The sequence below is a fragment of the Nocardioides sp. genome (genome assembly GCF_051876515.1).
Taxonomy (GTDB): domain Bacteria; phylum Actinomycetota; class Actinomycetes; order Propionibacteriales; family Nocardioidaceae; genus Nocardioides.
Genome location: NZ_JBJEHY010000125.1, coordinates 1 through 10,474 on the forward strand (window position 1 = coordinate 1; position 10,474 = coordinate 10,474).

Below are 10,474 nucleotides of genomic sequence, written 5' to 3' on the forward strand. Positions count from 1 at the left end.
GACCTTCCACTGTCCGCCTGCGCGGGCTGGAAGGCAAGGTCCCGGGGGGTCAGTGGAGGCCCGCCGATGTGACCCCTTGCGGAGTGGCCCACGTCACCCCCATACTGGACACATGTCCAGTCACGTGTCCATTGCGCCGCGGCAGGGCCTCAACGCCCGCCAGGCCGAGACCGTCGACCGGCTGCTGCGTGCGGGGCAGGCCGTGCTCGAGGAGGTCGGCCCCGAGGAGCTGACCATCCGCACCGTCGCCGCGCGCGCCGGCGTCAGCCCCGCCACCGCTTACACGTACCTCGCCTCGAAGAACCACCTGTTCGCCGAGATCTACCTGCGCCACGTGATCGACAACCCCGGGCCCGTCGTCGACGGGGGGCCCACGCAGCGCCTCTCGGCGGTCGTACGGCACCTCGCCGAGACGCTGCTCGCCACCGCCCACCTGGCCGCCGCCGCCAACACCGCGCTGCTGGCCAGCGACCCCGAGGTCGACCGTCTGCGGCTGGCCATCGGCAACGAGTTCTGGCGCCGGTTCTCCGGCGCGCTCGGCGAGGCCACGGACCCCGACGTGATGGACGCGGTGATGTTCGCGTTCTCCGGGGCCCTGCTCCAGGCCGGGATGGGGCTGCTCGACACCGACAACACGCTCGTCCGACTCGACCGAGTCGTGGAGATCGCCACGAGAGGGCTCGCATGACCGTCACCGACCAGCCGGACACCGGCATCGACTTCGACATCTACGACCACGCGGTCCAGGACGACCCGTACCCGCTCTTCGCGCGGCTGCGCGACGAGGCGCCGGTATTCCACAACACCGAGCACGACTACTGGGTCCTGTCGCGGCACGCCGACGTGTACGACGCCACCCGCGACGACGAGTCGTTCTCCAACGCCAACGGGGTCTCCATCGACGCCTCGGCGTGGAACCGCCACGCGCACACCGTGATGTCGTTCCTCGCGATGGACCCCCCGGAGCAGGTACGCCTGCGTCGCCTGGTCTCCAAGGGGTTCACGCCCCGCCGGGTCCGCGAGCTCGGTCCGCTCGTGCAGCGGCTCACCCACACGTACCTCGACGAGGCCGTGGGTCGCGAGGAGATCGACTGGATCGGCGACGTCGCGGGCCGGATCCCGATGGACGTCATCTCCGACATGATGGGCGTGCCGGCGGCCGACCGCGACGAGGTGCGTCGCCAGGCCGACCTGCTGGTGCACCGCGAGGACGGCCTGCGCGACGTGCCGCCCGCCGGCATGGAGGCCGCGGGCTGGCTCTTCAGCTACTACGCCGACTTCGTGGCCGAGAAGAAGAAGGGCGCCACCGGCGACGACCTCACCACCGCCCTCATCCTCGCCGAGGACGAGGGCCAGCGGATGACGGACCAGGAGATCACGGCGTTCCTGTTCCTCATGGTGGTGGCGGGCAACGAGACCACGACCAAGCTGCTCGGCAACGCCATGTTCCACCTCACCCAGCACCCCGACCAGCTGGCCGAGGTGATCGCGGACCACGACCTGGTCGACCCGTGGGTCGAGGAGACGTTGCGCCACGACACCTCCAGCCAGTTCATCGCCCGGCTGGTCACGCAGGACTGGACCCGCCACGGCGTCACCGTCCCGGCCGGCAGCCAGCTGATGTTCGCCCTCGGCGCGGCCAACCACGACGACCGGGTCTTCACCGACCCCGAGCGGTTCGACATCCACCGCGACCCCGACGAGTTCGGCAAGATCCTCAGCTTCGGCGGCGGACGGCACTTCTGCCTCGGCGCCAACCTGGCCCGCCTCGAGGCCCGTCTCGTGCTGCGCGAGCTGCTGAGCCGTACCCGCTCGATCCAGGTCGACCACTCCCGTGCCGTGCGCTTCTACTCCGCCAACGTGCGCGGCTTCGCCCACCTCCCGATGCGACTGGAGATCAGCTGATGGCCAAGCCCGTCCACCCCGTCCGCCGTCCGGCCGTCGTCACCGGTGCCTCGTCCGGGATCGGCGCGGAGACCGCCCGGGCGTTCGCCGCGGCCGGGATCCCGGTCGCCCTGGGTGCCCGTCGCGTCGAGCAGTGCGAGGAGATCGCTGCCGAGCTCCGCGCCGCCGGCGGCGAGGCCGTGGCCCACCGCCTCGACATGTCCAGCGACGGCTCGGTCGCCGAGTTCGCCGAGAAGGTCCGCGCCGACCTGGGCGACGTCGAGATCGTCGTCAGCAACGCCGGCGTCGTGGGCCCGGGGGCGCTGGTCGAGATCTCCTCGGAGCGGTTCGCCGACGAGATCGACGTCAACCTCGTCGGCGCCCACCGGCTGGTGAGCACCTTCGGTCCCGGCATGGTCGAGCGCCAGCGCGGCGACATCGTCTTCGTCTCCTCCGACGTGGCCGTGCGCGCCCGTCCGTTCATGGCCGCGTACGCCGCCAGCAAGTGGGGGCTGGAGGGCATGGTCAGCGCCCTGCAGATGGAGCTCGAGGGCACCGGCGTCCGCGCCTCCCTCGTACGCCCCGGGCCCACCTGGAGCGGGATGGGCGCCGACTGGGACGCCGACCTCGGCGCCTTCGTCCTCAACCAGTGGGTGAAGTTCGGTTTCGCGCGGCACCCGCACTTCCTCAAGGCGCGCGCCCAGGCCGACGCCATCACCACCATCGTCACGGCGCCCCGCGGCGTCCACCTCAGCCTCATCGACGTCAACCCCGAAGCTCCCCTGGAGAAGCCATGACCACCGACACCACACGCACCGCGGCGGAGCACCTCGCCGAGATCCCGCTGGTCTCCGCCGTCATCGACGACCAGAGCCCCGAGGTTCCCGACATCATCAAGGGCACCGGCCACCTGCCGGACATGCGGGTCGACCCCGTCGGCCTCTTCGACCGGGTGCGCGCCGAGTGCGGCGACATCGGCCGGTTCCGGATCGCCGACAAGGACGTCGTCCTGGTCACGGGTGCCGAGGCCAACGAGGCCTTCTTCCGGGCGCCCGACGACCTGCTCGACCAGGCGGCCGCTTACCCGTTCATGACCCCGATCTTCGGGAAGGGCGTCGTCTTCGACGCCTCCCCGGAGGAGCGCCAGCAGATGCTGAAGAACCAGGCGCTGCGCGGCGACATGATGCGCGGGCACGCCCAGACCATCGAGGCCGAGATCCGCCGCATGGTCGCCGGCTGGGGCGACGAGGGCGAGATCGACCTGCTCGACTTCTTCGCCGAGCTCACGATCTACACCACCTCGGCGTGCCTGATCGGCAAGCCGTTCCGCGAGGCCCTCGACGGGCGGTTCGCCGAGGTCTTCCACGAGCTGGAGTCGGGCACGGACGCGATCGCGTACGTCGACGCGTACGCCGACATCTCCTCGTTCCGGCAGCGCGACGCCGCCCGGGCCAAGCTCGTCGACATGATCCAGGTGATCCTGGACGAGCGGATCGCGCGCGGGAAGGTGCCGCGGGAGGAGCGCGACCTGCTCGACGTGCTGATCGCGGTCGGCACGGACGCCGAGATCGTGACCGGCATCTTCATCTCGATGATGTTCGCCGGTCACCACACTTCCTCGGGCACCGCCTCGTGGGCCATGATCGAGCTGCTGCGCCACCCCGAGGTGATGGAGCAGGTCGTCGCCGAGCTCGACGAGCTGTACACCCCTGGCGAGGACGGCGAGGTGCCCGAGGTCTCGTTCCAGGCGCTGCGCTCGATCCCGGTGCTGGAGGCCTCCTTCAAGGAGACGCTGCGCCTGCACCCGCCGCTGATCGTGCTGATGCGGCTGGTGAAGGAGAACTTCGAGGTGCTGGGCCGGACCATCCCCGCCGGCACCCTGATCGCCGCGTCGCCGAAGGTGTCCAACAGGATCCCCGAGGACTTCCCGGACCCCGAGACCTTCAACCCTGGACGCTACATCGACCCCCACCAGGAGGACCTGCAGAACCGCTGGACCTGGATCCCGTTCGGCGCCGGCAAGCACCGCTGCGTGGGCAACGCGTTCGCGATGATGCAGATGAAGGCGATCTTCTCGGTGATCCTGCGGGACTTCGAGTTCGCACCCGCCCAGGACCTGGACTCGTACCACGACGACATGTCGAAGATGGTCATCCAGATCGCCCGCCCCTGCCGCGTGACGTACCGACGCCGCGAGGGTCGCTGACATGAAGGTCGTCGCCGACACCAGCGTCTGCCAGGGCCACCAGCTCTGCCAGGGCGAGGCGCCCACCGTCTTCGGGTTCGACGAGGACGCCGACGTGGTGGTCCTGCTCGACGAGCACCCCGACGAGTCGCTGCGACGCGACGTGACCATGGCCGTGAAGTACTGCCCGGCCTTCGCCCTTTCCATCGAGGAGGACTGAGGAACATGAGTGAGAGCAACCTGACGAGGGCCGAGATCGAGGAGTTCTGGGCCGGCTGGCTCCAGGGCAACCGCGACGTCGAGGAGAGCGGGGACTGGCGGCCGCTGGCCGAGTTCTACGCCGAGGACGGCAACTACGGCTGGATGTACCACCCCGACGAGCACTTCATGGCCGTGGGCCGCGACCAGATCCGCGACTGGGCCATCGGCATCGAGATGGACGGCCTGGACGGCTGGCACTACGACTACGTCTGCACGATGATCGACGAGACCAAGAACATGGTCCTCGGGTTCTGGCAGCAGAAGTCCGGCATCATCAACGACGAGACCGGCGAGGAGTACGAGATCCGCGGCATCGGCGGCTCGTGGTTCGGCCTCAAGCGGGTCACCGAGGGCGCGGACGCCGGCCAGGTCAAGATCGACTGGCAGCGCGACTGGTTCGACCTGCCCTCGACCACGAGCACGTTCATCGAGATCCTCAAGGCCGGAAAGGCGCCCGACACCCTGCTCAAGCGGATGGAGACCGGGGCCAAGGGCATGGAGCTGCCCGGGCACTACCGCTACGCCGACCTCACCTCCACGCTGTGGCCGCCGCCGGTCGCCGCGGGTGAGTACGTGACGCAGGCCGCGGCGCCGGAGGTGACCGCATGAGCACCCGTACGCCCACCAACCCGCCCGCGCGCCAGCTGGTCGACGGCAAGCTGACCGAGGCCTCCGACGGCGCGACGTACCCGATCCTCAACCCGGCCACCGGCCAGGAGATCGGTGTCGCGCCCGACAGCACCGCCGACGACGTGGAGGCGGCGATCGCCGCGGCGCGCCGCGCCTTCGACGAGACCGACTGGTCGACCAACCTGGAGCTGCGGGTGCGCTGCCTGCGCCAGCTGCACACGGCGCTGGTCGACAACGCCGAGCTGATGCGGGCGCTGACCACCGCCGAGGTGGGTGCGCCCGCGATGCTGACCTCCGGCCCGCAGTACGACGCACCCGTCGAGACGGTCCGCTGGGTCGCCGACCTGGCGGAGTCGTACGCCTGGGAGACGGACCTCGGCATCGGTGAGGTCATGGGCGTACGCAGCCGCCGCACGGTTCGCCGCGAGCCCATCGGCGTGGTCGCCGCGATCACGCCGTGGAACTTCCCCAACCAGATCAACCTGTCCAAGATCGCTCCGGCGCTCGCGGCCGGGTGCACGGTCGTGCTCAAGCCTGCTCCCGACACCCCCTGGCTGGCCGCGGAGCTGGGCCGTCTCGCCGTCGAGTGCACCGACATGCCCGCGGGCGTGTTCAACGTGGTCATGCCCCGCGACAACTCGGTGGCCGCCGTGCTGGCCAGCGATCCCCGCATCGACCTGGTCTCCTTCACCGGCTCCACCAACACCGGCCGGGCGATCGCCGCGGCCGCGGCGCCGACGCTGAAGAAGATCTTCCTGGAGCTGGGCGGCAAGTCTGCCGCGATCGTCCTGGACGACGCGGACGTCGCGGCGGCGGCGAGCATGGCCGCCTTCTCCGTGGCCGTGCACGCCGGCCAGGGCTGCGCCCTGACCACGCGCCTGCTGGTGCCGCGGGAGTCGTACGACGCGGCCGTCGAGTCGGCTGCCGGCACGATGGCGATGCTGGGTGCGAACGACCCGGCGGACGGCGGCACGGTGTGCGGTCCCGTGATCTCGCAGGTCCAGCGCGACCGGATCAAGGGTTACCTCGACCTGGCTCTCGAGGAGGGTGGGCGCTTCGCCACGGGCGGCTCCGTCGCGGTCCAGACGGGCGAGCTGGAGGGCGGCTTCTGGATCGAGCCCACCGTGATCGCGGGCCTCGACAACACCGCCCGGGTGGCCCGCGAGGAGATCTTCGGGCCCGTGCTGGTGGTGATCCCGCACGACGGCGACGACGACGCGGTCGCGATCGCCAACGACTCGGAGTTCGGCCTGTCCGGCTCGGTCGAGTCCGGCGACCCGGCCCGCGCGCACGCGGTGGCACGACGCATCCGCACCGGGACGATGGGCGTCAACGGCGGCCAGTGGTTCGGCGTCGACGCCCCGTTCGGCGGCTACAAGCAGTCCGGCATCGGCCGCGAGATGGGTGTGGCCGGCTTCGAGGAGTACCTCGAGATCAAGACCATCGCAGAGGGAGTGAAGTGAGCATGGCTGGCACTGCTGCAGGACAGCTCGACGGCAAGGTCGTCATCGTCACCGGGGCCGCGCAGGGCATCGGCGAGGCGTACGCGAAGGGGTTCGCCGCCCAGGGCGCGAGCGTCGTGGTCGCCGACCTCAACGCGGAGTCCGGGGAGAAGGTCGCCGCGGCGATCAACGAGGCGGCCGGAACGGGGGCTGGTCGAGCCATCTTCGTGTCGACCGACGTCTCCTCGGCCGACTCGGCCGCGGCGTGCGTGGCGCGTACGGTCGAGGAGTTCGGTGGTCTCGACGGACTGGTCAACAACGCCGCCATCTACGGCGACATGGCCTTCGACCTGCTCATCACCGTCGACTGGGACTACTACAAGAAGTTCATGTCCGTGAACTTCGACGGCGCCCTGGTGATGACGCGGGCCGCGTTCGGCGAGATGCAGAAGCGTGGCGGCGGCTCGATCGTCAACCAGTCCTCGACGGCGGCGTACCTGTACTCCGGCTTCTACGGTCTGGCCAAGTCCGGCGTCAACGGCCTCACCCAGCAGCTCGCCCACGAGCTCGGCGGCATGAGGATCCGGGTCAACGCGATCGCGCCCGGACCGACCGACACGGCCGCGACCCGTACCCAGGCCGGAGACGCGTCGAAGGAGCTGGTGAAGAACCTCGCGATCAAGCGGATGGGGCAGCCGGAGGACATGGTCGGTGCGGCCGCGTTCCTGCTCTCCGACGCGGCGTCGTGGGTGACCGGCCAGATCCTGGCGGTCGACGGCGGACAGACGTTCCGGCCGTGACCGGGGCCTCGACAGGAGAAACCATGAGAGTCGGGTTCATCGGGCTGGGCAACATCGGCAAGCCGATGGCGCTGCGGCTGGCCGGGGCCGAGGGCATCGAGCTGTCGGTGTACGACGTGGCTCCCGAGCCGGTGGCCGAGCTGGTCGCCGCCGGGGCGCACGCGTCGAGCAGCGTCGCCTCGCTGGCCCTCAACAGCGACGTCATCTGCGTGATGGTGCGCGACGACGACCAGGTGCGTGACGTGCTGGGCGCGGTCCTCGGGGTCGCCGGGGACGCGCAGACCGTGGTGATCCACTCGACGGTGGCGCCGACCACCCCTTCCGCACTGGCCGACACGGCCGGGCGGCACGGGGTGAAGGTGCTCGACGCGCCCGTCTCCGGTGGCGCCATGGGGGCCGCCGAGGGCACGCTGGCGATCATGGTCGGCGGCGAGGCGGAGGCGTTCGAGGCGGCCCGGCCCGCCCTGGAGGTCATGGGCAGCAAGGTCGTCCACGCCGGCCCGATCGGCGCGGGCACAAAGTTCAAGCTGGCCCGCAACCTCATGCACTTCGTCTCGTTCACGGCGGCGACCGAGGCGCAGCGCCTGGCCGAGGCGGCGGGGCTCGACCTCGTCGAGCTCGGCAACGTCGTACGCCACACGGACGCGATCACCGGCGGACCGGGCGCGATCATGCACCGCGCCACCACGGCCGAGCTCGAGGAGTCGGACTTCTGGTTCGGGGTGTTCGACCACGTGCGCGCGCTGGGGGAGAAGGACCTGACGTTCGCGCTCCGGCTCGCCGACGACCTCGGGGTCGAGACGCCGCTGGCACGGTTGGCACTGGAGCGGCTCGCGGGAGGGCTCGGCCTGCCCGCCCCGGGGGCCCCGCTGGTTGAGCCTGTCGAAACCAAGGAGAAGTGACATGAGTGGCAAGTTCGACGAACTCCCCGCCCAGCGCCGGATCGGCCTGGAGAAGATGGAGACGGTCTACGGGTTCGACATGACCGACGGCGAGGGCGACTTCTTCCGCTACACCGCCGACCACCTCTTCGCCGACATCTGGACGCGTCCGGGCCTCTCCGACCGCGACCGCCGGCTGCTGCTGATCGGGCTGCTGGCGGGCACGGGCGGGCACGACGTGCTGGGCATCCAGATCCCCGCCGCGTACGCCAACGGGGAGCTCGACGACGAGGGCCTGCGCGAGATCGTGGTCTTCCTGTCGCACTACGCGGGCTGGCCCAACGGGGCGCGGATCAACTCGGTCGTGGAGGACACGATCGCCAAGGCGGCGCGCGCCCGGGCGAAGGCGGAGCGGCTCGCCGCGGAGGCGGACGCGGACGCCGACCAGGAGTCGGGCGAGTGACGTCGAGGTACGCGGCGCTGAGCCGTGAGGAGCTGGCGGTCCTGCTGCCCGAGCTGCTGCTGATCGGCCAGCTCATCGACCGCTCCGGGATGGCGTGGTGCATCAGCGCCTTCGGGCGCGACGAGATGGCGCAGGTCGCGATCGACGAGTGGGCGGCGTCCTCGCCGGTGTACACCCGGCGGATGCAGAAGGCGCTGCGCTACGAGGGTGACGACATCATCACCATCTTCAAGGGGCTGCAGCTCGACATCGGGGCGCCGCCGCAGTTCATGGACTTCCGCTACACCGTCCACGACCGCTGGAACGGAGAGTTCCACCTGGACCACTGCGGCGCGCTCATGGACGTCGAGCCGATGGGCGACGACTACGTCAAGGCGATGTGCCACGACATCGAGGACCCGACCTTCGACGCGACCGCGGTCGCCACGAACCCGAAGGCCCAGGTCCGGCCGATCCACCGGCCGCCGCGGGTCCCGGCCGACCGCGACCCGCACTGTGCGTGGACGGTGATCATCGACGAGTCGTACCCGGACGCGCCGATCCACCCCGAGCTCGCCACGGTGGCCGCGACCCGGGCCGCCACGCACGTCCTGGACGAGATCGTGCCGGGCGGCGGCGGGATGGACGCGTACGACGGGCCGCTGCTGAGCGACCTCGACTTCGCCGACTTCTCGCGCGCGGCGCTGGTGCGGATGGCGGACGAGGTCTGCCTGCAGATGCATCTGCTGGTGCTGTCGTTCCGGATCGCGGTGGACAAGCGCGCCACGGACGTGGAGTCGGCCACCAAGATCGCCACGAAGCAGCTCATCGGGATCTCCGGGATCGCCGCCGAGCGGATCCGGGCGGCGCTGGGGATCGACCCGACGGTCGAGGGGGCGCTGCGCGTGGCCGCGCTGCACCCGCTGCTCAACCCGTATGGCTACGTGCCGACCACGTTCGACGACCAGGCCGGCACGATCACGGTCACGGCGGGTGACTCGTACGCCGACGGCGGCTGGATCAGCCTCCTCGGGCCGGGTCGCGAGCGGCCGCTGGAGGCCCTGCTGCGCGGGGTGCACCCGCAGTTCGGGGTCGAGGTCACCGGCGACGACAGCGCCTGGACGGCGCGGGTCGTGGTCGAGGACCTGCCCGGCAAGCCGATCGACGAGGTCGAGGTGACCCGCTTCTCGACGGGTGCGGGGTTCGCGTTCGAGCCGCGGCGGTCGCTTCCCCTGTACGTGGTCTGAGGTCAGCCGCGCACGGAGAGGGAGCGCGTGGCCGCCCGGCCGTTGGTGCCCACCCAGGTGAGGGTGAAGCGGTACTTGGCTCCCTGGTCGGCGTCCACGATGCTGCACGACATCATCTTGTTGCTGCGGTAGTCGTGGACCTGACCGACCCGTCCCAGGCTCACCGTCGCCCGGTAGCCGCGGACGAGGTGGACGCAGAGCTGGTTGGTGGCCGGCAGCCAGTAGCCGGTGGCGCGGGGCTTGCCCCCGATGGTCACGAAGAGCGTGTCCTGGGCGTGCGCGGGGACGGTGGTCATCGTGGTCAGTGCCGCGGTGGCCGCGCCAGCGGCGACGAGTGTGTGGACGGTGCGCTTCATCGTGGTCTCTGCTTCCCCCGGTCGGACGGCGCGAGCGCCGTACGTCTGGCTCCACGCTAGGCGGGAGGTGGTGACAAGGCCAAACGAGTTGCGGTCGGCCGCGGTGGCGGGGCAGAAGACGACCCTCCCCAAGTGGACTGGAACACGTTACATTTCTGGCCGTGACCACACCTGACGTCCTCGCTCCGGCCCAGCTCGGCCCCGTGACCCTGCGCAACCGCGTCGTGAAGGCTGCGACGTTCGAGGGCAAGACCCCCCAGGGGCAGGTCACCCAGGAGCTGGTCGACTTCCACACCGCGGTCGGCCGTGGCGGCGTCGGGATGACGACCGTCGCGTACCCCGCGGT

Annotated in this window: 12 protein-coding genes and 1 pseudogene; 12 read left to right on the plus strand and 1 reads right to left on the minus strand. The window is 70.6% G+C overall.

The genetic code is table 11. From position 1 onward, the window contains the following. Positions 1–112: 112 nt before the first annotated feature. The 11 genes from ACI379_RS08990 to ACI379_RS09040 are packed head-to-tail and all read left to right on the plus strand — an operon-like array spanning position 113 to position 9,772. The gene (locus ACI379_RS08990; protein ID WP_439791748.1) at positions 113–688 is read left to right on the plus strand and encodes a TetR/AcrR family transcriptional regulator; all 576 of its coding nucleotides are present in this window, start codon (positions 113–115) and stop codon (positions 686–688) included. Continuing rightward, positions 685–1,905 (plus strand): cytochrome P450, encoded by a 1,221-nt coding sequence (locus ACI379_RS08995; protein ID WP_439791749.1) that lies wholly within the window; start codon positions 685–687, stop codon positions 1,903–1,905. Before ACI379_RS08990 ends, ACI379_RS08995 begins: the two co-directional genes overlap by 4 nt. Beyond that, complete coding sequence (locus ACI379_RS09000; RefSeq protein WP_439791750.1) at positions 1,905–2,681, plus strand: SDR family oxidoreductase; 777 nt, start codon at positions 1,905–1,907, stop codon at positions 2,679–2,681. Before ACI379_RS08995 ends, ACI379_RS09000 begins: the two co-directional genes overlap by 1 nt. Next, entirely contained in the window at positions 2,678–4,090 is a 1,413-nt protein-coding gene (locus ACI379_RS09005; RefSeq protein ID WP_439791751.1) for a cytochrome P450, read from the plus strand. Before ACI379_RS09000 ends, ACI379_RS09005 begins: the two co-directional genes overlap by 4 nt. Before the next feature lies 1 nt (position 4,091). Continuing rightward, the gene (locus ACI379_RS09010) at positions 4,092–4,289 is read left to right on the plus strand and encodes a ferredoxin (RefSeq protein ID WP_439791752.1); all 198 of its coding nucleotides are present in this window, start codon (positions 4,092–4,094) and stop codon (positions 4,287–4,289) included. A gap of 5 nt (positions 4,290–4,294) precedes the next feature. Beyond that, positions 4,295–4,939 carry a hypothetical protein gene (locus ACI379_RS09015; protein WP_439791753.1) on the plus strand — a complete coding sequence of 215 codons (645 nt, stop codon included), beginning with the start codon at positions 4,295–4,297 and terminating at the stop codon, positions 4,937–4,939. Then, entirely contained in the window at positions 4,936–6,423 is a 1,488-nt protein-coding gene (locus tag ACI379_RS09020) for an aldehyde dehydrogenase (RefSeq protein WP_439791754.1), read from the plus strand. The genes ACI379_RS09015 and ACI379_RS09020 overlap by 4 nt, the downstream gene beginning before the upstream one ends. A gap of 2 nt (positions 6,424–6,425) precedes the next feature. Beyond that, complete coding sequence (locus ACI379_RS09025) at positions 6,426–7,202, plus strand: SDR family oxidoreductase (protein ID WP_439791755.1); 777 nt, start codon at positions 6,426–6,428, stop codon at positions 7,200–7,202. Positions 7,203–7,225: 23 nt separating this feature from the next. Further along, the gene (locus ACI379_RS09030) at positions 7,226–8,104 is read left to right on the plus strand and encodes an NAD(P)-dependent oxidoreductase (RefSeq protein WP_439791756.1); all 879 of its coding nucleotides are present in this window, start codon (positions 7,226–7,228) and stop codon (positions 8,102–8,104) included. 1 nt (position 8,105) lies between these two features. Continuing rightward, positions 8,106–8,546, plus strand: coding sequence for a carboxymuconolactone decarboxylase family protein (locus ACI379_RS09035; protein ID WP_439791757.1), 441 nt, complete (start codon positions 8,106–8,108; stop codon positions 8,544–8,546). After that, the gene (locus ACI379_RS09040; protein WP_439791758.1) at positions 8,543–9,772 is read left to right on the plus strand and encodes a hypothetical protein; all 1,230 of its coding nucleotides are present in this window, start codon (positions 8,543–8,545) and stop codon (positions 9,770–9,772) included. Before ACI379_RS09035 ends, ACI379_RS09040 begins: the two co-directional genes overlap by 4 nt. Before the next feature lie 2 nt (positions 9,773–9,774). Here the strand turns inward: ACI379_RS09040 and ACI379_RS09045 are convergent, their stop codons facing one another. Continuing rightward, a complete protein-coding gene (locus ACI379_RS09045; RefSeq protein ID WP_439791759.1) occupies positions 9,775–10,128 on the minus strand; it encodes a hypothetical protein in 354 nt (117 codons plus the stop codon). Between the two features lie 161 nt (positions 10,129–10,289). Between ACI379_RS09045 and ACI379_RS09050 the strand changes: the two are divergent. Next, positions 10,290–10,474, plus strand: a pseudogene (locus ACI379_RS09050) (NADH:flavin oxidoreductase); the annotation flags it as partial.

Excerpts from the sequence above, each read along its gene's own strand:
- ACI379_RS08990 (WP_439791748.1), top strand. The coding sequence starts at position 113 with ATGTCCAGTCACGTGTCCATTGCGCCGCGGCAGGGCCTCAACGCCCGC.
- ACI379_RS08995 (WP_439791749.1), top strand. The coding sequence starts at position 685 with ATGACCGTCACCGACCAGCCGGACACCGGCATCGACTTCGACATCTAC.
- ACI379_RS09000 (WP_439791750.1), top strand. The coding sequence starts at position 1,905 with ATGGCCAAGCCCGTCCACCCCGTCCGCCGTCCGGCCGTCGTCACCGGT.
- ACI379_RS09005 (WP_439791751.1), top strand. The coding sequence starts at position 2,678 with ATGACCACCGACACCACACGCACCGCGGCGGAGCACCTCGCCGAGATC.
- ACI379_RS09010 (WP_439791752.1), top strand. The coding sequence starts at position 4,092 with ATGAAGGTCGTCGCCGACACCAGCGTCTGCCAGGGCCACCAGCTCTGC.
- ACI379_RS09015 (WP_439791753.1), top strand. The coding sequence starts at position 4,295 with ATGAGTGAGAGCAACCTGACGAGGGCCGAGATCGAGGAGTTCTGGGCC.
- ACI379_RS09020 (WP_439791754.1), top strand. The coding sequence starts at position 4,936 with ATGAGCACCCGTACGCCCACCAACCCGCCCGCGCGCCAGCTGGTCGAC.
- ACI379_RS09025 (WP_439791755.1), top strand. The coding sequence starts at position 6,426 with ATGGCTGGCACTGCTGCAGGACAGCTCGACGGCAAGGTCGTCATCGTC.
- ACI379_RS09030 (WP_439791756.1), top strand. The coding sequence starts at position 7,226 with ATGAGAGTCGGGTTCATCGGGCTGGGCAACATCGGCAAGCCGATGGCG.
- ACI379_RS09035 (WP_439791757.1), top strand. The coding sequence starts at position 8,106 with ATGAGTGGCAAGTTCGACGAACTCCCCGCCCAGCGCCGGATCGGCCTG.
- ACI379_RS09045 (WP_439791759.1), bottom strand. The coding sequence starts at position 10,128 with ATGAAGCGCACCGTCCACACACTCGTCGCCGCTGGCGCGGCCACCGCG.